The following is an 18,760-nucleotide window of genomic DNA, read 5'->3' as shown; positions in this document are numbered from 1 at the left end:
TTCCTAGACTGACTTTTGAGTCGCCTGCAGTGATGTCCGCCACAGGATGGATGTGGCCATGTGGGTGTCCTAGAGGAGAAGAAACAATGAGGTTTAAATCGACTACTGGGTTTGCGGCGATTGTCACTGCTGCAGCACTCGCCCTGACCGGTTGCGGATCGTCGGGCTCGGGCGGGGGAGGCTCAACGAATGCGGACGGCAAAGTGGACGGGACGGGCAAGACCCTCAACGTCCTGGTTGGTGTCCTGAGCCAGTACCCCGAGCAGCAAAAGCAGTGGCAGAGCGACATCGCCGCCAAGTTCAAGGCTGAAACCGGAGCCGACGTAAAGTTCGAGACCTTCGCTTCGGCAAACGACGAACTCACCCGCATCCAGACCTCCGTGGTGTCCGGCCAGGGCCCGGACGTCTACGGACTTGGCACCACATTCACGCCAACTGCCTTCTCCACCAAGGCATTCGTCACCCTCTCCGACGATGACTGGAAGAAGGTGGGCGGCAAGGACCGGTTCAACCCGGCAGCCCTTGGCATCTCCGGACCGGACAAGGACCACCAGGTTGGCATTCCCTTCGTCAGCCGCCCGTTCGTGATGGCCTACAACAAGGACCTGCTGGCCGCTGCCGGCATCGACAAGCCCGCCACAACCTGGGACGAGCTGGCTGCCCAGGCCAAGAAGATGACCAAAGGCGACACTTACGGCATCGCCACCGGGTACAAGGACAACTTCGATCCCTGGAAGTTCATCTGGGCCATGTCCGTCCAGGCCGGAAACCCGCTGGTTGACGGCAACAAGCTGAAGATGGATGACCCCGCGGTCAAGAAGGCGTACGAGACGTACTTCGGCTGGCTGACCAACGACAAGATCGTCGATCCCGCCTCCGTGGGCTGGAGCAACAGCAACGCCGTGGCCGCCTTTGCCAGCGGCAAGGCCGGCTACCTGATGATGACCACCGCCACCTCCATCCCGACGCTCGATAAGTCGGCAATTGCCGGCAAATACGAATACGCCCTGATGCCCACCGTCGCGCCCGGCGAGACACAGTCCAAGTCCGACGGCGACGCCGCCAGCATTCTCTCCGGTGACAACCTGGTGGTCGCCGATTACTCCAAGCAGCAGGACCTGGCCTTCGCCTACATCAAGCTGATCACGTCGAAGGATGAACAGCTGAACTACCAGAAGACCTTTGGTGATCTGCCGGCCAACGCCGAGGCCCTCGCCAGCCTGACCGATCCGAAGCTCAAGCCGATGGCCGACGCCGCCGCGAAGTCCAAAGCGACGCCCTTCACCGGTGCCTGGGGTGATATCCAGCTCGCACTCCTGAACGTCACCGTGCAGTCCGTTCCGGACCTGGCCGCGGGGAAAGTGGACGAATCAGCCCTTGAATCCAGGATCAAAGACGCCCAGAACAAGGGCCAGGCTTCCCTGGACCGGGCCTCCAAAGGATAAGTTCCAATGTCAACCGACGCCTCTAACGAAGTCCGGCTTGCGGCAGAGTCCGCCGCAAGCCGGGCGGCCCGGCAAGCTGATGCAACCGGGCAGCAGCCCGACCACAATGACGGGCTGCGCCGCAAGGGCATGAGCGAACGGAACCGGCCGCTCTGGATGCTGATCCCTGGCGGGGTCCTGATGGTCATCATCATCGTGCTGCCGCTCCTGCTCGGCATTTACATGTCCGTCCTCAATCTGGACCAGTACACGCTGCGGAAATGGATCAGCGCACCGTTCATCGGAGTGGAAAACTTCGTTGAAGCCGTCACTGGTTCGCCCCTGCTGCACGCTGTCTGGCTCAGTGTCAGCTACTCGCTGCTGGCCATGGTGGTGACCCTGCCCCTGGGCATCGCTGCCGCCGTCGCAACCCAGAACGCGTTCAAGGGCCGCGCCGTCATCCGGTCAGTCTTCCTCATCCCGTACGTCCTTCCTTCCTTCGTGGTGGCAACCGTATGGCGCACCATGCTGCGGCCAGGGGGAATCGTGGACGAGGCCCTCGGGAGCGTGGGAATCCACACTGGACTGTGGCTCAACGGACCGCAGACCTTCTGGACGCTGGTGCTGGTCCAGATCTGGGCCTCCTGGCCGTTCATCTACCTGCTGGCGCTGTCCGGCCTGCAGTCTGTGGACCATGAGGTCCATGAAGCGTCCGCGCTCGATGGGGCGCTGTGGTGGAACAAGCTCCGCTACGTCGTCTTCCCTTACCTCAAGGGCCCCCTGGCGCTCGCATTCCTGATTGGCATGCTGCACCACATCAACAACTTCACCCTTCCGTTCGTGCTGTTCGGTGTTCCGGCACCCGCGGACGTGGAAGTCCTCCCGATCCTCACTTACGTTACGAGTTTCCAGAGCTTCCGCTTCGGCTTGAGCGCAGCCATGGCCTTCGTCTCCCTGGTGCTCATCGCCATTCCGTTGTTCGTCTACCTCCGCGCCGTAAAGCTCGACGACGCCGACTCACCAGGAGCCAAGAAATGAGCACCACGACAGCCAAACGGCAGGCCGCGCCGGCCTTCGAGGTCGACCGTCCGGGGTCGCATCGACAGCATGAAGTGCTGCGGCTGCTCCCGGGCCCCCTGTTGATCATTGTCCTGGTTTTCCTGGGCGCCCTGGTCCTGATTCCGGTGCTGTATATCTTCCTGGCCTCGGTGAACTCAGACATAGGTGTGGCCAACGGGGAGTTCTGGCCGTCCACGGTAACGTTCGAAAACTACTCGAAGATCTGGACCAGCGTGGGCCTGGCCAACGGCCTCGCCAACAGCGTGCTGGTGGCGGGAGCAACCGCGGTGGTCTCCGCCGCGCTGTCCGTGTCCACCGCGTTCGTCCTGGTCCGCTACAGCTTCCGCGGCAGGTTGACCATCCTCCGCAGCCTGCTGGCACTGCAGTCCGTGCCCGGGACCCTTATGGTGCTGCCGGTCTTCGTCCTGTTCTCCTCGGCTGCCACCTACCTGGGGATCCAGGTCATCGGAACCCAGTGGGGCCTGTTCGTGACCTATCTGACGTTTGCCATGCCGTTCTCCACCTGGGTGATGGTCACCTACCTCCGGGGGCTTCCCAAGGAACTGGAGGAGGCAGCCAAGATCGACGGCGCGTCCAACCTGGGAGTGCTGTTCCGGATCGTCCTGCCGCTGAGCTGGCCCGGCATCGTTGTCTCTGGCATCTTCGCCTTCCTGCTCGGCTGGAACGACGTGTTGTTCGCGTCGGTGATGACCCGGCCGGAAAGCCAGACCGCCGCCGTCGCACTTCAAATCTTTGGCGCTTCGCAGGAAGGCGGTGCCATCCCGTTCTACGGCCAGCTGATGGCGGCGGCCCTCGTTTGCGCGGCACCAGTAGTCATTTTGTACCTGATTTTCCAGCGTTACCTAGTAGGCGGGCTGACCGCCGGAGGAGTTAAATAACCATGGTTTCGACCACCCAGGTCACCTGGCAGCTGTCAGGCTTCGGCGACGAAATTGACGACGACCCCGCAGTCCAGATCGCAGTGCTGCAGGCCCTTGGGGCCAACCACATCGAGGTCCGCAGCGCATGGGGCACCAACATTGTGGACCTGAGCGATGAACAGCTCCAATCCCTCAAGTCACTGCTTGCCGAGAAGGGCATGAAGGTCTCGGCCATCGCCTCGCCCATAGGAAAGGTGGACGTCAGCCTCCCTGTGGAGCACGAGGTGGATCGGCTGCGCCGGGCAGTGAACGCTGCCAAGGTCCTGGATGCCGGATACATCCGTATCTTCTCGTTCTACTACGGCGAATCGGTGCCGGTGGAGAGCATCCGCGACGCCGTCATCGAGCGGATGCGGGCCCTCGCCGACGTAGCGGAGGAAGCCGGCGTGATCCTCCTGCACGAGAACGAAAAGGATATTTTCGGGGACACACCTGACCGGGTCCTGGACATCATCCAAACCGTCAATTCCCCCGCCCTCAAGGTGGCGTGGGATGCTGCCAACTTCGTCCAGGTGGGAGTCAAGCCCTTCGATGAGGGGTACGCGAAACTGCGCCCGCACCTCGAGTACCTGCAGGTCAAGGACGCCTTGTTCGAGAACGGCCACGTGGTTCCGGCCGGTGAGGGGGACGGGGATGTGCTCCGCACCGTAGAGGCACTCAAGGCCGACGGTTACCAGGGCTTCGCCTCCCTGGAGCCGCACCTCGCCGGCGCCCACGGGCTGGGCGGATTCTCCGGCCCCACCGCGTTCGGCATCGCCGCACGCGCCTTCGCAAAAGTCACCGCAGAAGCAGGAGTCCAGACCGCATGAGCACCTTGAACGTAGCCATCACCGGGTGCGGCGTTATTGGCCGCACCCACGCCGTAGCCCTCCAGGCATTTCCGGAGGTCCGGATCGTGGCACTGGTGGATGCCATCCCGGCCGCGGCAGAGTCCCTGGCGGATTTCATCGAAAAGAAAGGCGGGCAGCGGCCGCCGCAGTTCACCACCCTGCAGGAAGCCTTCGGGGCGGTTGAGATCGACCTGGTGGCGCTGGCCACCCCCAGCGGCCTCCACATCCAGCAGGGCCTTGAGGTACTGGCGGCCGGCAAGCACGTGGTGATCGAAAAGCCCCTTGACGTTGACCTCAGCAGGGCCCAGGAGATTGAAGCCGCAGCCAGGGAAGCGGCGGGCAAGGGGATTGTGGCCTCGGTCATCAGCCAGCACCGGTTTGACCAGTCAAGCGTCGCTGTTGCCGACGCCGTGGCCAAGGGACGCTTCGGCCGGCTTACATCGGCCATCGCTTCCGTTGCGTGGTGGCGCAGCCAGGGTTACTACGACTCCGGCGACTGGCGCGGCACGTGGTCAATGGACGGCGGCGGCGCGCTGATGAACCAGGGCGTCCACACCGTGGACCTGCTGCTGTGGTTCATGGGACGCCCCGTGGAGATCCATGCGCACACTGCCCGGCTTGCCCACGAACGCATCGAGGTGGAAGACACGGCCGTTGCCACCATCACCTTCGAAAACGGCGGCCTGGCCGTCCTGCACGCCACTACCGCGGCGTACCCCGGGCTGACGGTACGCGTCCAGCTCATGGGATCCGAAGGCTCGGCGGTGGTGGACAATGACAGGCTTCAGTACTTCCACAGCAAGGACGCCGGCGGTGAGTCCGCGGACATGGGCCTCCAGGGCGGCGGCAACCAGGCGGAACAGGAACTGGCCAGGTTCCCGGAGGAAGACTACAAGGCCGCCGACCCCACCGTGTACCCCGCCGGCCACGTCCGGCAGTACCGGGACATCCTGGCCGCCATCGCCGGCGGAAGGCAGGCCGGCGTCACCGTCAGTGACGCCGTCAACGCGCTCGCCGCAGTGCGCTCCGTCTACGTTTCGGCCACCCTCGGCCAGCCGGTCCTTTTCGACGACGTCCTGGCCGGCAAGTACAACGATCTTGAAGTCCGCACCGGCAGCACCGCGGCAGAAAGCGCCTGACATTATGAAGTTTTCAGTTTTTACCGCATCAACCCCGGAATGGACTCCTGAAGAGGCAGTGCAGCACCTCGCAGAACAGGGCTGGGACGGCGTCGAGTGGCGCATTACGGACCAGGCTGACGCTGCCACGCCGGGCTTTTGGGCCGGGAACAAGGCCAGCATTCCGCTCACCGGCATGGAAGACCACCTGGACCGGATTGCATCCATCACCAGTGCTGCCGGCCTGGAATTTTCCGGCATCGGCGGATACGCCCGGTGCGACAACCACGCGGATGTGGACCGCATGCTGGCGGCTACCGCCAGGCTGGGCGCGGGCCAGGTCCGGGTGACCACACCTCCCCTTGGTACCGCGGCCTGGGGGAACGAGCCGGCCAGCGGTACGCCCTACCCGGAACTCCTTGCTGCCGCCCGCCGTGATTTCGAGTGGATCGCCGGACGGGCAGCCCACCACGGCGTGAAGGCACTCGTGGAGCTGCACCACCGCACCATCACCGCCTCGGCCTCGTCCGCGCTCCGGCTGCTGGACGGGCTGGATCCGCGGCACGTGGGCGTGATCCACGACCTTGGGAACCTGCTCATCGAAGGCCAGGAAGACTACCTTCCCGCGTTCGAACTCCTGGGAGACTACCTGGCGCACGTGCACGTGAAGAATGCAGTCTGGGTCAACAGCGGTGAAACCGACGAGTCCGGCGCCGCGATCTACCGGAACGAGTGGGCTCCGCTGCGTTCCGGCCAGGGCAGCGTGCTGGCGTATTTCAAGGCGCTCGCCGCCTACGGCTATGACGGCTGGGTGACGGTGGAGGACTTCTCCACGGAGCTTCCGCTGGCCGAACGGACCGCAGGCAACCTTGACTACCTCCGCTCCACCGCGGCACTGGCTGGGCTGTCCGTGCCTGCAGGGAGGCGTTGACCCATGGGAACGCCGATAGCGGAGCACCCGGACCGGCTCCTGCCGGCAGATCCCGGCGTCCGGGGAATAGCCCGCTCACTCTTCTCGAAGGTGGAAGGGCTGCCCATCATCTCCCCGCACGGGCACGTGGACGCTGCGGTCATCGAGCAGAACACCCCCTTTCCGGACCCCGCCGCGCTCCTGGTCACCCCGGACCACTACGTCACCCGGCTGATCCACGCGGGCGGGGTGCCCATGGACCAGCTGGGACTGGGCAGCCAGCCCGCGGATTCGCGGCAGGTCTGGCGCCATTTCTGTCAGGCGTGGCCCGACTTCGAAGGAACGGCGTCCGGCTATTGGATCCGGCAGGAGTTCGCCCACGTGTTCGGGCTCCCGGAAGAACCGTCCACAGAGAACGCGGACCGGCTCTACGACGCCCTGCAGGCCAAGCTCTCTGAGCCCGGTTTCCGGCCACGGGAGCTGTTCAAGGAATTCAACATCGAGGTGCTGGCCACCACGGATGACCCCCTCGACTCGCTGGACAGCCACGCGTCCCTGCAGTCCGATCCTGCCTTCGCGGGCCGGGTCCTGCCCACCTTCCGGCCGGACCAGTACCTGAACATGGCGCACCCGGCCTGGCAGGACAACGTGGAACGCCTGATCACCACAGCCGGGGACGGTGCCTCCGGCTACGCCGGATACATCAAGGCCCTTGAGGCCCGCCGGCGCCACTTTGTGGAACGCGGCGCAGTCTCCGCTGACCACGGCGTTTTCACGCCTTCCACCCTGAAGCTGGACGACGCCGAGGCGGAGCGGCTTTTCGAGCGCGGCAGGTCCGGCCAGGCGGGTGCTGCTGACAGGGACGCTTTCGAGGCGCACATGATGTACCAAATGGCCCGGATGTCGGTGGAGGACGGGCTGGTCATGACCATCCATCCGGGATCGTTCCGCAACCACCATGCGCCAACGTTCGAAGCCTTCGGAGCGGACACCGGCCACGACATCCCGGTTGCAGTCAACTACACCGACGCGATCCGCCCGCTGCTGCAGGACTTCGGGACGGCCAAGGACTTCCACCTGGTCCTCTTCACCCTTGACGAGACTGTGTTCTCCCGGGAACTGGCTCCACTGGCCGGGTTCTACCCCTCGGTCTACCTTGGGGCACCGTGGTGGTTCCTGGATGCGCCGGACGCCATGCTCCGCTTCCGCTCGGCGGTGACCGAGACGGCAGGGTTCTCCCGCTCATCGGGCTTCATCGATGACACCCGGGCCTTTTGCTCCATTCCGGCCCGCCATGACACCGCCCGGCGGATCGAGGCATCCTTCCTGGCCCGCCTAGTGGCCGAGCACCGGATCACCGAGGAACGGGCGCACGAATTGATCGTGGACATCGTGGACGGCTCACCCCGGCGGGTGTTCAAGCTGTGAGTGCCGCGCCTCCTGCCCTGGATCCAGTCCCTGCCCTGAACCGCAGCCTGAAGCACCTGCAGAAAGCGCCGGTGCGCATCGTGCACCTTGGCCTGGGCGCATTCCACCGGTCCCACCAGGCCTGGTACACACAGCATTCACCCGACGCAGCAGAGTGGGGGATTGCGGCGTTTACCGGCCGCCGCCCGGACGCCGCGGAGGCGCTGTCCGGCCAGGACTGCCTCTATACGCTGGTTGAGCGGTCCGCCGGCGGGGACAGCTTCGAAGTCATCGGAAGCATTGTCGAAGCGGTGGACGGGGCTGACATCAGCAGGCTTTCGCAGCTGGTCGCGGCCAGGGAGACGGCGATCGTCACGCTGACCATCACCGAGGCCGCCTACGGGCTGGCAGCAGACGGAACGTTCGACGCCGGGGCAACAGCTGTTTCGGATGACCTCCGTGCGCTGTCCGCAGCAGCGTCCGGAGGTGCCGGGACACCCACCACACCTTTGGGGCGGCTGGTGCTGGCCCTCGCAGGCCGGATGGACAGCGGCGCGGGACCGGTCGCCGTCGTCAGTTGTGACAACCTTTCGGCCAACGGCGACGTTGCCCGCCGTGCCGTGCTGGGCATGGCCTCCGTCTGGGGCCCAGGGCTGGTGGAGTGGATCGGCAGGAATGTCAGCTTCGTCAGCACCTCCGTGGACAGGATCACTCCGCGGACCACCGAGGCGGACATCGCGGAGGTAGCGGAGCAGTGCGGCTACCGGGACAGCTCGCCGGTGGTGGCCGAGCCGTTCCGGAACTGGGTGCTCAGCGGTGATTTCCCGGCCGGAAGGCCACGCTGGGAGGACGCCGGCGCCGTCGTTGTGGATGACATTGAGCCCTACGAAAACCGGAAGCTTTGGCTCCTGAACGGTTCGCACTCCATCCTGGCGTATGCCGGCCAGCTTCGCGGCCACGCCACCGTTGCCGAAGCCCTGGCCGACCCGCTGTGCCGGAAAGCCGTGGAGGATTTCTGGGACGAAGCGGCCAGTAACCTGCAGGGCGAGGGCCTGGACATCCCGCGGTACCGCCAGGCCCTGCTCGAGCGTTTCGGAAATGCCCGCATCGCCCACCGCCTGGCCCAAATCGCGGCGGACGGAACCACCAAGCTGCGCATGCGTTCCGTGCCCGTCCTGACCAGTGAGAGGGCCAACGGCCGGTCCGGCAGCGGCAGCGCACTGATGCTCGCAGCCTGGATCGATTACGTGGGCACTGCTCCGGACCTGCAGGATCCGCTCGCCGCGCAGATCCGGGCAGCGGACGCCCTTGATGGCAGCGACAGGGTCCAGGCGCTGCTCCGGCTGGTCAGCGCGGGCCTTGCCGACGATCCGAACATCGTTTCCCTGGTCCAAGGGCTCTGTGGATCCTTTGCGGCCAACCCGGCGGCCACCGCCACCACGACACTTATTTGAACCCTGGTTTTGCTTTGAGCCTCGCTTTACCTTTGGAAGGAACAGTTAAATCCCATGAAAATCATTGCCGCCGATGTGTTCGTTACCAGTCCCTCGCGGAATTTTGTGACGCTCCGGATCACTACGGAGGATGGTGTGACCGGTATTGGTGATGCCACGTTGAATGGCCGTGAGTTGGCTGTTGCCGCGTATTTGAAGGAGCATGTGGCGCAGTTGCTGGTCGGTAAGGATGCGCACCGGATTGAGGATACGTGGCAGTTCCTGTACCGGAGTGCGTATTGGCGGCGGGGGCCGGTGACGATGGCTGCGATTGCTGCGGTGGATATGGCGTTGTGGGATATCAAGGGCAAGATGGCCGGGATGCCGGTGTACCAGCTGCTCGGTGGGGCGTCGCGGAACGGGTTGCGCGCGTACGGGCATGCGTCCGGGGCTGATATCCCGTCGCTGTTTGATTCGGTGCGGGAGCACCTGGAGCTGGGGTACAAGTCGATCCGGATCCAGACGGCCGTTCCCGGGATCAAGGCCGTGTATGGGGTGGCGGCGCAGGCGCAGGCCTCGGGGGAGCGGTATGACTACGAACCGGCCGGGCGGGGGGCGTTCCCGCTGGAGGAGGACTGGGATACCCGGGCGTACCTGCGGCACCTGCCCACGGTGTTTGAGGCGGTGCGGAATGAGTTCGGCCCGGAGATCCCGTTGCTGCATGACGGGCACCACCGGATGACGCCGATCCAGGCTGCGAAGCTGGGCAAGGCGCTGGAGCCGTATGACTTGTTCTGGCTGGAGGACTGCACGCCGGCGGAGAACCAGGAGGGCCTGCGCCTGGTGCGCCAGCACACCACCACGCCGTTGGCGATCGGGGAGATCTTCAACACCGTGTATGACTTCCAGACGCTGATCAAGGAACAGTTGATCGACTATGTGCGGGCGGCGTCCACGCATTTCGGCGGTATTTCGCCGTTGAAGAAGGTGATGGATTTCGCCGCGCAGTACCAGATCAAGTCCGGTTTCCATGGGCCCACGGATATTTCCCCGGTGGGCTTCGCGGCGCAGTTGCATGTGGGCCTGGCGATTCATAACTACGGGATCCAGGAATACATGCAGCACTCGGTCAAGACGAACGAGGTCTTCGAGCAGTCCATGACGTTCACCGACGGCTACCTGCACCCGGGCGAGACGCCGGGCATCGGCGTCGAATTCAACGAAGAAGCCGCCGCAGCCTACCCCTACCAGCAGGCCTACCTGCCCTACAACCGCCTGGTCGACGGCACCGTCCACGACTGGTAAGAGGAAAACCGTGAGCAACAATCAACCCGGAAACGCCAAACCCCGCGTCGTGGTCATGGGCGTCTCCGGCTGCGGCAAGACCACCATCGGCGACCTCGTGGCCCGTGAACTGGGCGTCCCGTTCCTCGACGGCGACTCCCTCCACCCGGTGGAGAACGTTGCCAAGATGGCAGCGGGCACGCCGCTGACGGACGAAGACCGTTGGCCTTGGCTGGCGACGGTGGGCCGTGAACTGGCTGCCGCGGGGGATGGCGGGATGGTGCTTGCCTGCTCCGCCCTGCGCCGCAGCTACCGCGACGCCATCCGCGAGCAGGCGCCGGACACCCTCTTCCTGCACCTGCACGGGACCAAAGAAGTGCTGAAGGCGCGGACTGAAGGACGCACCGGCCACTTCATGCCACCCGCGCTGCTCGAATCCCAGCTCGCCACGCTGGAAACGCTGCAGGAAGACGAACGCGGCGTGGTGGTGGACATCGCCGCCCCCGTCGCGGAAGTGGTGGCTGAGGCACTCAAGGGGATTGCCGCCGTCGTACGTCCTTCCAATGGCGCGCCCCGCACCCGGCCGCGGCAGTTCGACGTCGACCTCGCCGCAGCGCCGTTCAATCTCGACGCCGACGCGATCGCCTGGGTGGAGGGCACCATTGGTGCCATGTCGCTCGAGGAAAAGATCGGGCAGCTGTTCATCAACCACAACAATGACTACTCGCCCGGGTACCTCGACGGCGTGCTGGAGAACTACCACGTGGGCGGCATGCGGTACCGGCCCGGGCCTTCCGCCGCCGTCCAGGAGCACATCCGCTACGCGCAGTCCAAGTCCCGGATTCCGCTGCTGGTTGCGTCCAACCCGGAGATGGGCGGGGCCGGCAGCTGCGACGACGGCACGTTCGTGTCCACGCACCTGCAGGCGGGTTCGCACCCGGACAAGAACATTGCCCGGCAGATGGGGCAGGTGGCCGGGGTTGAGACGGCGGCCCTTGGGTGCAACTGGGCCTTCGCGCCGATCGTGGACATCCACTACAACTGGCGGAACACTGTCATCTCCACGCGTTCCTTTGGCAACACGCCAGAGATTGTCGTGGAGCGGGCGAAGGAATACTTCGACGGGATCAGCGAATCGCCCACGGCCTGTGCCATGAAGCACTTCCCCGGTGACGGCATCGATGAGCGTGACCAGCACGTGGTCACGTCCTACAACACTTTCTCCTATGAGCAGTGGAACCGGACCTACGGGCACGTGTACCGGGAGATGATTGCGCACGGCGTGCAGTCCATCATGGTGGGGCACATTGGGGCGTCCGAGGTCTCCCGGCATTTCCGGCCAGGCCTTGGGGATGCTGACGTTTTGCCGGCCACGTTGTCTCCGGAGCTGCTGCAGGACCTCCTGCGGGGTGAGCTCGGCTTCAACGGGCTGGTCCTCACGGACGCTTCGCAGATGGTGGGCCTCACCCAGGCGAGGAAGCGGAAGGACCTCGTGCCGGCAACGATCGCCGCCGGCTGTGACATGTTCCTGTTCTTCCGAAACCCGGCCGAGGACTTCCAGTACATGCTGGACGGGTACAAGTCCGGCGTCATCACGGAGCAGCGGCTGCATGATGCCCTGCGGCGGATCCTGGGCTTGAAGGCGTCGCTGGGGTTGCACCTCAAGGCTGTTGATCAGTTGGTTCCTCCGTCCGAGGCACTTGACGTTATTGGCTGTGCTGAGCACCGCGCCATTGCCGCCGAGATCGCTGACAAGACGGTGACACTGGTCAAGGACACCGCGGGGAACCTGCCCATTACGCCGGCGACCCATCCACGAATCCGGCTGTACGGCATTTCCGGTGGCGCGGACTTCACCCGCGCTGACCCGCTGGCCTACCTGGACGCGGTGAGGGAGGAACTCGAAGCCGCCGGGTTCGAGGTGTTTGTGTTCCGGACTGCCGAGCAACGTGAGGCGGCGGGGGAGACGGGCATGAACTTCATGCGGGTGTTGTCCGAGGAGGCCACAGGGGACTACGCGGAGAAGTACGACGCCGCCTTTGTGTTCGCCAACGTCAAGGGCTTCGCCCAGGAGGCGGCCATCCGGATCAAGTGGTCCTCGCCGATGGCTGCGGAGATCCCGTGGTACGTCACGGAGGTGCCCACGGTGTTCGTGTCCCTGAACCAGCCGAACCACCTGATTGACGTGCCCATGGTCAAGACTGCAATCCACGCGCACGCGGGAACACGGGAAGCCATCCGGGCTGCGGTGGAAAAGATCCAGGGCAAGTCCGAATTCCAGGGCACGTTCAACGAGAACGTGTTCTGCGGGTCGTTCGACACCCGGCTGTAGCAACTCCGCAAAGCGGCGGCTGGCGGACACGGCAGGAGGTTTTTGCTTCCCGCTGTGCCCGGCCAGGCGTTTCGCTTCGGTGCTTTGGTTTCCGGGTGCCCTTAGGCGTCCTCGCGTTCCGGGTTCTCCAGCCGGAAGAAGTTGGACTGGCTGCCATCGGTCCGCTGTTCCTGGTAGATGAAGTTCAGGCGGCGGTCGTCAAAGGTCTTGAACCATTCTTCCCAGCTGACCTGGCGAAGGTTGGTGTCCTTGTCCCGGAAATCGATGCGCAGGACGCCCAGGTGGTCGCCATGCTCAGTGCCTTCAACCGTGGCGGGTACCCCGCCGCGTTCTTCGGCCCACTGCCTGATGACTTCATGGTGCGTGGTTGCCAGGCTGCGGCCTTCGCGTTCGGGCTCCTCATCGGTGGAAGTGATCTCCTGCGAATACTTCAATGACTTGGACGAGTCATCCCCGTAGCGGATCTTGCCGCCGTCGGGGCCGGCACCCAGGTCTTCGGCGTCCTCCGCTTTGGAACCGGCATCTCCGCTCTGGCCGCGTTCCGCGCCCTCCTGCCGGGCTTGGGCCACCTCTTTCACCAACGCTTCCTTGCGCATGCCGGATGCACCGGAGATGTGTTCTTCCCTGGCCTCGTGCCGGAGCTCGTCCACCTTCATTTTGCGCAGTTCCGTCTCACTCACGTCAGGGGTGTTGGGTGTCTGATTACCGGGCTTGTCACTCATGGCATGTCCTCCCTTTGCTGAACTCTTGGCAGAAATACTCTTGGCCGAAATCGACAAATAATAAGGCTGCTTACTTTTCTAGCCTGTGCCCGATGTGGCGTCAAGCGCAGCTGCTCGACGACGCGGGGTTGGGAGGCAGGAACTTGGGCGCCGCCGTCGTCGATCTCCTGGTGCCTCCGTCCACCATCCGGCAGCCGCGTAGTGTGAGCGTGTGGACTTCTCCTGCGAAATTTCCGAGGGTATTGTGCTCCGCCCTGTCCAGGAGTCGGATGCGGAAGCGCTGGCAGCGGCGCTTCAAGCGAACCGGTCCCACCTCGCACCATGGGAGCCGCTCAGGGCGGAGGATTTTTACACCGTCGAGGGCCAGCGGGAAGTGATTGGAAACCGGCGGACTGAACTCGAGTCAGGCACCGCACTTCCCATGGTGCTGGCAGGAAATGAAGGTATCGTCGGGCTGCTGACACTCAGTTCAATCGTCCGGGGTGCATTCCAGAATGCCCATCTGGGCTACTGGATCTCCCACACAGCCCAAGGGGCAGGGCTCATGACGGCGGCAGTAGCTGCGGCCGTGAATATAGCGAAATCTGACCTGGGCCTCCACCGACTCGAGGCCGCAACTCTGGTGCACAACACCGCATCCCAAAGGGTGCTGGAAAAGAACGGCTTTGAGGCGTACGGCACTGCCCGCAGCTACCTTCGGATAGCCGGCCAATGGCAGGACCACCGGATGTATCAGCGGATCCTTTAGGCGCTTCGACACCACTGGGGACCGCCCGGGTTGAACGCGGTGTCCTGACGATCAGGTAGCCGTTTCCCTCGTTTGGTTGTGGAAGCGTCCGAATCGCTGGAGGTACAGGAACATCGCGAGGAAAGTGGTAAGGCCCAAGACGGGCCCTGCCCAAAATGCAATCGGTGTGCCGTGGATGAGTAATGCCGCGCCTCCGAAAATCCCACTGACAATGCCGACACTGGTTAAAGGAGCCGCGCATCCCACTGGTCAACTTTCTTCAGCCCAGCAATTCCCCCATGGACACAAGGGTAGGCCAGGACCAGCCGCGCCCAGTTCAGCCGGAATCGCGTCTGGTCTTCGTCAATGTGTAACGATCGGTCCATGCCCGAAACCGCAGATCATCCTGTCGCTGTTCGAGCGACGGCGTTCATCAGACCCTCGCGGTGGCTGCACCGTCCGGTCCGCCTTGTCCGCTACGACGCCTACTGGGCAGACGGCCGCGTGGACTTTGGCGTGGACCTCTCAAAGATGATGTACCGGGGCTACCCGGCGGATTTCGCCACCGTCGACGAAAGCGTGCACGCCCAGTGCCCGGAAACAGGAACAGGCCGGTGGGTGGACGAAGCCGGCCGCGTCGTGGAGGGGCCCACTCGCACAGCTCCTATTCCGCCGGGAAACGGTGGAGGAGAACGGCGGAAGTATGGGGTCCCCCGATACCAGGTGAACACGAAGGCGAACCGCGCCTGGCGTCTCGGCTGCGGAGTAGTGGGTCTCAGCGTGGGCACCTTCCTCATCGCGGGACCGATGAAGGAGGGGATCGCCGGTTTCCTGGGACTGTTGTGCTTCATCTTCGGACTGGCATTGCTGGCAGGACTGATTCCCGGCAGCTTCCGATGGTGGGAAGCCACTTCGAGATCGGCGCCGTCCGGCGCCGACCGCCGAATGGCCCTCATGGGTAGCGAGCGGATAACCGTTGAATCTGTGCGGGATGACATCATCTCCGCAATTGCAGAAGTACGCTCTGTAGCCCGCGCCGAGCACGACGAAGGGCGGAACCAGACCGCCGACTGGCTGGACGTGCTGTTCGCGGGGGTCAACGATGCGCACGGTCTCCGAGAGGCCGCTGCAGAGGCTTCCACTTTGTACGGCGGGTGGGGGTCCTTTGCCGACGTTGGAACCGCGGAGTCGGAGCGCGTGGTCAGCAATCTCTGGGACGCCTTGGAGCGTGCACGTTCCTTCCCCCCGCGCGACTCGTGACGGGTCTTCCACCGGCGGGCGATGAACTTGTCCGGGCAGCCTACGGGGCAGTCGCCGCCGAATACACGAACCGGCTTGGCTCTATCGAGGACACGCACGAACTGGACCGACTAGCAATAACACGATGGGCAGCGCGCATCGACGGACCGGTGCTCGACGCCGGTTGCGGCCCCGGGCAATGGGCTGGCTTTCTCCACCGGCAGGGGGTCGACATCTCCGGCGTTGACTTGGTCCCCGAATTCATCGACAGCGCCCGCAGCTGCTTCCCGCACGTGCCCTTCCGGGTTGCCTCACTTCGTGCTCTCGATCTCGCCGACGACAGTCTGGCTGGCGCGTTGGCTTGGTATTCACTGATTCATCTGGCCCCGGCGGAGCTGCCCCAGGTTCTCGTCGAACTCCGACGCGTTCTCAGGCCACAAGGGCACCTGCTTGTTGGCTTTTTCCCGGGCAAGTCCGGAGAAGTGTTAGGCCATGCAGTCACCAAGGCGTACCACTGGTCAATAGGACAAATGAGTTTGACCTTGCAGGAAGCCGGCTTTGCGGTCTTGAACGTAGAAAAACGGCATGACTGCGGCAGCCGGCCGCATGCGGCCATTGCTGCAATCGCTGGCCCGCCGTAGCAAATCACACTGGTCCACCTTATGGTCCTCGCTCCACTGACGAGTTGCTTACCAGGGCAGGCCGGCCCATGCACAGTGACCTGAGGGCAGAGAGAATTTTCGCAACCATCGCTTTGGACAGCGGAACCTCGCTGCACGCCTTGCAGGACAGCATGGGCCATGCTGATCCGCGGACCACCAGGCGCTGCGACAGAGCACGGAACAACCTGCTGAAGTCCGCCGGCTAGGACGTCGCACGGGCGCTGGCATAAACGGACCGGGGTTGTATCCCGGCAAGTGCTCCCTGCCCTGGCACAGCAGAAGGCCCCACTGTCGTTCTGACAGTGGGGCCTTCAAAGCGTTGGGCGCTGGCGACTAACTGGTTGGCTGGTCGTACTGCCGGCCTGCAGGATCAGGCGGCAGGAGGACGAAGATCAGCAGGATGATTCCCCCAACAATCGGAACCGCGCTGATGAAGTACCACCAGCCGCTCTTGTTGCTGTCGTGCAGGCGCCGCACGGTCAAGGCAATGGATGGCACGATAAGTGCCAGAAACCAGAGCCCAAACAGGCTGACGGCGACGGCCGCTCCTGCACCAAATTCGGGCCTCTGGCCGTCGGAGTCCGGCATTCCCATCACCGACATGATGAGGCTTAGAACGATGCTGACGCTCACGGAGACCAAGGTCCACCACCAGTATTCGCTGCGGCTGGCACGCCCGGAGAACGTCGCGTACTTCTTGAAGAAGCGCTTGACGGCCGCCGCGATAGGAGCCCCGTAGTACGGCGCCCAAAGCGGCGGTTCACCGCCCGTTGCTGCTGAGTAAGGCTGTTGCTGTTGCTGCTGCGGGTATTGCGGATAGGTCAAAGTTTCCCCCAAAGACCAGAGTGATAAGACGCTGTTCATCGTACGTGAGCTCGTAGTCTTCCTCTTAGCTTGGCGGCCCGTGGACCGACTGAACAAAGACGCATCCGGTGGAGCAGACCTGGATGGCTTCAAGGGCCATCACGATGGCCGGGGATTTGTGGATGAATTGATTCACAGGAACGACGGCGGGCAGCTCGTACCGGGGTGCTCCGGCCCAGGGAGGCGGTGTGAACCGCGGAGTCCGTGGGCGGGGAGGCAGCGATGGTATTGGGTAGTCCTGGAAGAAGGTCACGGTCGTTCCTTGGATTCGCTTGCTGCGCCCGACCAGCGGAACAGCGGCGCAAGCCGCCCTTGGATCCCCCATCCGTCCTTACCCGGTCCAGTCTAACCGGGCTGGCCACACGCGCTCAGGACGCACCCACCCCTCGACCGCCTTCCTATCAGTGCCCGGGAGGACGATGGAGTCATGACGGCTCCAACGGTGGAGGCGGCCATCCATGAACTGATGGATCTCGCCTGGCATCTGGTCTAGAATCCGCTCGATCAGCGCGGCCTGCTAGGTGACGATTTGTTCGTCGAGGAGTTCACCGGTATCCACTCCTGGCTCGTGGCTCGACGGTCCAGTCCGGTACACCGTCGTTCACTCCCGCGATGTTGCTGTGTTCTTTGTGGATACCCGTCCGGTGGACGCCATCGTGTTCCACCACGACCTGCTCGGCGCCGACGACCCGGCCAGTTTCTTCACCCTGCCAAGCCGACCAGCTTTCCCGGCGTAAGCGATGCAGGAGTCCGCCAACGCCCAGGGACGATGGAACCCAGGAAGGCTGCGAAGATGCGGCTGGTGTCCAGAGCCCGGAACGAGTAGATGGGCAGCACGGAGGATGGCTTATCCGGGAAGATCAGCCGGTCGGACTGCTTGGTCCCGCTCCAGTGCCTCTTGACGCAGGAGCGGATGTCCAGCGCCTGGCCGATGTAGACCTGCTTGTAGCGGTCGAGGACCATGACGAAGACACCTTCCACGCCATCCCACGCTGACAGGTCTGTAACGGCCCGCAGGTTCTTGTGTCTGGCTAGCAAGCCGTCGAGTGGTCCTCGTCCTCGTACATCCAGGCAACGGCCGCCCAGTGTTTATCGCCGTACGGTTCCCGGGAGTGCCAGGTCGAGTTGGTTTCGCTGGGCAGTGCGTACTCAGCCCTCTTGAGGCGGTGGCTGTATTTGCTGGCTCGCAGGGTCTCGCCGGAGTGTTTGCGGGCCGGTGTCATGCTTGTTTCCTACTGCTCCTGGAGGGTTGCGGCCTCCTCCGTGGCGCTGACATTTTGTTCGTAATAGCGGACCTCGAACAGTTTGGCACCGGATGCCGAGACCCAGGGACCATGCTTCATGCCTGGTGGGCGGGTAGCCCAGTCGCCCGCACTAAAGCTGCGGTTCAGACTCTTGTCGACGAGTGAACCTTCGAAGATGAATACCTCTTCCCAAAAGTCATGGACTAGGACACCGTTTGGTGATGTGTCCGTTCCCGGCTCAAACTTCAGGATGCGGGTGACGCAGCCGGTACCCTCATCACGAGCCAGGACTGCTTCAGAAAGCCCGTCGATGTGTGGGGCGCAGGGCGTGAACTGCACTGATGACGTTGGAGTGAACTCGACTTCTGGTTTTGCCACTTTGCTTCCACACTTTCGTTGATTCCATTTGGGGCAGGTGGCCCTCTTCAGTGTTTAGCAGTATCGCCCGGCCTGCACGAGGGCCATTATGGACTTGCGAGAGCGGCTGCCTGCACGGATCGGAGAAGGTCATGTTTGGGGCCCTGCTATGCAAACTGAATACAGGCATGAATGGCACGTCGAACA

General features: G+C 63.8%; 18 protein-coding genes. 14 read left to right on the top strand and 4 right to left on the bottom strand.

The window, feature by feature from the left end:
- Nucleotides 1–86: 86 nt before the first annotated feature.
- The 10 genes from QFZ57_RS01580 to QFZ57_RS01535 are packed head-to-tail and all read left to right on the top strand — an operon-like array spanning nt 87 to nt 12,738.
- Nucleotides 87–1,445 carry an ABC transporter substrate-binding protein gene (locus tag QFZ57_RS01580; protein WP_306628736.1) on the top strand — a complete coding sequence of 453 codons (1,359 nt, stop codon included), beginning with the start codon at nt 87–89 and terminating at the stop codon, nt 1,443–1,445.
- A gap of 6 nt (nt 1,446–1,451) precedes the next feature.
- Nucleotides 1,452–2,462 (top strand): carbohydrate ABC transporter permease, encoded by a 1,011-nt coding sequence (locus tag QFZ57_RS01575; protein WP_306897450.1) that lies wholly within the window; start codon nt 1,452–1,454, stop codon nt 2,460–2,462.
- Nucleotides 2,459–3,382, top strand: coding sequence for a carbohydrate ABC transporter permease (locus QFZ57_RS01570; protein WP_306897448.1), 924 nt, complete (start codon nt 2,459–2,461; stop codon nt 3,380–3,382). The genes QFZ57_RS01575 and QFZ57_RS01570 overlap by 4 nt, the downstream gene beginning before the upstream one ends.
- Nucleotides 3,383–3,384: 2 nt before the next feature.
- On the top strand, nt 3,385–4,233 hold the full coding sequence (locus tag QFZ57_RS01565) for a sugar phosphate isomerase/epimerase family protein (RefSeq protein ID WP_306628734.1): 849 nt from the start codon (nt 3,385–3,387) through the stop codon (nt 4,231–4,233).
- Nucleotides 4,230–5,393: a Gfo/Idh/MocA family protein gene (locus tag QFZ57_RS01560; RefSeq protein WP_306628733.1), complete on the top strand. Its 1,164-nt coding sequence runs from the start codon at nt 4,230–4,232 to the stop codon at nt 5,391–5,393. The genes QFZ57_RS01565 and QFZ57_RS01560 overlap by 4 nt, the downstream gene beginning before the upstream one ends.
- 4 nt (nt 5,394–5,397) lie before the next feature.
- Entirely contained in the window at nt 5,398–6,303 is a 906-nt protein-coding gene (locus QFZ57_RS01555) for a sugar phosphate isomerase/epimerase family protein (RefSeq protein WP_306897446.1), read from the top strand.
- Nucleotides 6,304–6,306: 3 nt separating this feature from the next.
- On the top strand, nt 6,307–7,710 hold the full coding sequence (gene uxaC, locus QFZ57_RS01550) for a glucuronate isomerase (RefSeq protein WP_306897444.1): 1,404 nt from the start codon (nt 6,307–6,309) through the stop codon (nt 7,708–7,710).
- Entirely contained in the window at nt 7,707–9,143 is a 1,437-nt protein-coding gene (locus QFZ57_RS01545) for a mannitol dehydrogenase family protein (protein WP_373461164.1), read from the top strand. The genes uxaC and QFZ57_RS01545 overlap by 4 nt, the downstream gene beginning before the upstream one ends.
- Before the next feature lie 54 nt (nt 9,144–9,197).
- On the top strand, nt 9,198–10,427 hold the full coding sequence (manD, locus tag QFZ57_RS01540; protein ID WP_306628729.1) for a D-mannonate dehydratase ManD: 1,230 nt from the start codon (nt 9,198–9,200) through the stop codon (nt 10,425–10,427).
- A gap of 55 nt (nt 10,428–10,482) precedes the next feature.
- The gene (locus QFZ57_RS01535; protein ID WP_306901497.1) at nt 10,483–12,738 is read left to right on the top strand and encodes a gluconokinase, GntK/IdnK-type; all 2,256 of its coding nucleotides are present in this window, start codon (nt 10,483–10,485) and stop codon (nt 12,736–12,738) included.
- Between the two features lie 101 nt (nt 12,739–12,839).
- On the opposite strand, the gene QFZ57_RS01530 is transcribed toward QFZ57_RS01535, so the two are convergent.
- The gene (locus QFZ57_RS01530; RefSeq protein ID WP_306897441.1) at nt 12,840–13,460 is read right to left on the bottom strand and encodes a Rho termination factor N-terminal domain-containing protein; all 621 of its coding nucleotides are present in this window, start codon (nt 13,458–13,460) and stop codon (nt 12,840–12,842) included.
- Between the two features lie 211 nt (nt 13,461–13,671).
- Between QFZ57_RS01530 and QFZ57_RS01525 the strand changes: the two genes are divergently transcribed.
- The 4 genes from QFZ57_RS01525 (at nt 13,672) to QFZ57_RS01510 (ending at nt 16,294) form a co-directional block, all read left to right on the top strand.
- Nucleotides 13,672–14,208: a GNAT family N-acetyltransferase gene (locus QFZ57_RS01525; RefSeq protein WP_306628727.1), complete on the top strand. Its 537-nt coding sequence runs from the start codon at nt 13,672–13,674 to the stop codon at nt 14,206–14,208.
- A gap of 363 nt (nt 14,209–14,571) precedes the next feature.
- Nucleotides 14,572–15,447: a hypothetical protein gene (locus tag QFZ57_RS01520; protein ID WP_306628726.1), complete on the top strand. Its 876-nt coding sequence runs from the start codon at nt 14,572–14,574 to the stop codon at nt 15,445–15,447.
- Nucleotides 15,444–16,067, top strand: a complete 624-nt coding sequence (locus tag QFZ57_RS01515) for a class I SAM-dependent methyltransferase (RefSeq protein ID WP_306897437.1) — start codon at nt 15,444–15,446, stop codon at nt 16,065–16,067. The genes QFZ57_RS01520 and QFZ57_RS01515 overlap by 4 nt, the downstream gene beginning before the upstream one ends.
- Nucleotides 16,068–16,135: 68 nt before the next feature.
- Nucleotides 16,136–16,294, top strand: coding sequence for a hypothetical protein (locus QFZ57_RS01510; protein WP_306628724.1), 159 nt, complete (start codon nt 16,136–16,138; stop codon nt 16,292–16,294).
- A gap of 127 nt (nt 16,295–16,421) precedes the next feature.
- On the opposite strand, the gene QFZ57_RS01505 is transcribed toward QFZ57_RS01510, so the two are convergent.
- The 3 genes from QFZ57_RS01505 to QFZ57_RS01495 form a co-directional block, all read right to left on the bottom strand.
- Nucleotides 16,422–16,913, bottom strand: a complete 492-nt coding sequence (locus tag QFZ57_RS01505) for a DUF805 domain-containing protein (protein ID WP_306628723.1) — start codon at nt 16,911–16,913, stop codon at nt 16,422–16,424.
- Between the two features lie 741 nt (nt 16,914–17,654).
- On the bottom strand, nt 17,655–17,990 hold the full coding sequence (locus QFZ57_RS01500) for a hypothetical protein (RefSeq protein ID WP_306628722.1): 336 nt from the start codon (nt 17,988–17,990) through the stop codon (nt 17,655–17,657).
- A 194-nt stretch (nt 17,991–18,184) separates the two neighbouring features.
- On the bottom strand, nt 18,185–18,574 hold the full coding sequence (locus QFZ57_RS01495) for a cupin domain-containing protein (protein ID WP_306628721.1): 390 nt from the start codon (nt 18,572–18,574) through the stop codon (nt 18,185–18,187).
- Between the last annotated feature and the right edge of the window lie 186 nt (nt 18,575–18,760).

Source organism: Arthrobacter sp. B1I2 (assembly GCF_030816485.1).
Classification (GTDB): domain Bacteria; phylum Actinomycetota; class Actinomycetes; order Actinomycetales; family Micrococcaceae; genus Arthrobacter.
Note: the sequence above shows the minus strand (reverse complement) of the source record. Positions and strands in the feature narration are given on the sequence as shown.

Bases quoted from the DNA above. Each gene is read 5' to 3' on its own strand.
- QFZ57_RS01580 (WP_306628736.1), top strand. From the start codon at position 87: ATGAGGTTTAAATCGACTACTGGGTTTGCGGCGATTGTCACTGCTGCA.
- QFZ57_RS01575 (WP_306897450.1), top strand. From the start codon at position 1,452: ATGTCAACCGACGCCTCTAACGAAGTCCGGCTTGCGGCAGAGTCCGCC.
- QFZ57_RS01570 (WP_306897448.1), top strand. From the start codon at position 2,459: ATGAGCACCACGACAGCCAAACGGCAGGCCGCGCCGGCCTTCGAGGTC.
- QFZ57_RS01565 (WP_306628734.1), top strand. From the start codon at position 3,385: ATGGTTTCGACCACCCAGGTCACCTGGCAGCTGTCAGGCTTCGGCGAC.
- QFZ57_RS01560 (WP_306628733.1), top strand. From the start codon at position 4,230: ATGAGCACCTTGAACGTAGCCATCACCGGGTGCGGCGTTATTGGCCGC.
- QFZ57_RS01555 (WP_306897446.1), top strand. From the start codon at position 5,398: ATGAAGTTTTCAGTTTTTACCGCATCAACCCCGGAATGGACTCCTGAA.
- uxaC (WP_306897444.1), top strand. From the start codon at position 6,307: ATGGGAACGCCGATAGCGGAGCACCCGGACCGGCTCCTGCCGGCAGAT.
- manD (WP_306628729.1), top strand. From the start codon at position 9,198: ATGAAAATCATTGCCGCCGATGTGTTCGTTACCAGTCCCTCGCGGAAT.
- QFZ57_RS01535 (WP_306901497.1), top strand. From the start codon at position 10,483: ATGGGCGTCTCCGGCTGCGGCAAGACCACCATCGGCGACCTCGTGGCC.
- QFZ57_RS01530 (WP_306897441.1), bottom strand. From the start codon at position 13,460: ATGAGTGACAAGCCCGGTAATCAGACACCCAACACCCCTGACGTGAGT.
- QFZ57_RS01520 (WP_306628726.1), top strand. From the start codon at position 14,572: ATGCCCGAAACCGCAGATCATCCTGTCGCTGTTCGAGCGACGGCGTTC.
- QFZ57_RS01510 (WP_306628724.1), top strand. From the start codon at position 16,136: ATGCACAGTGACCTGAGGGCAGAGAGAATTTTCGCAACCATCGCTTTG.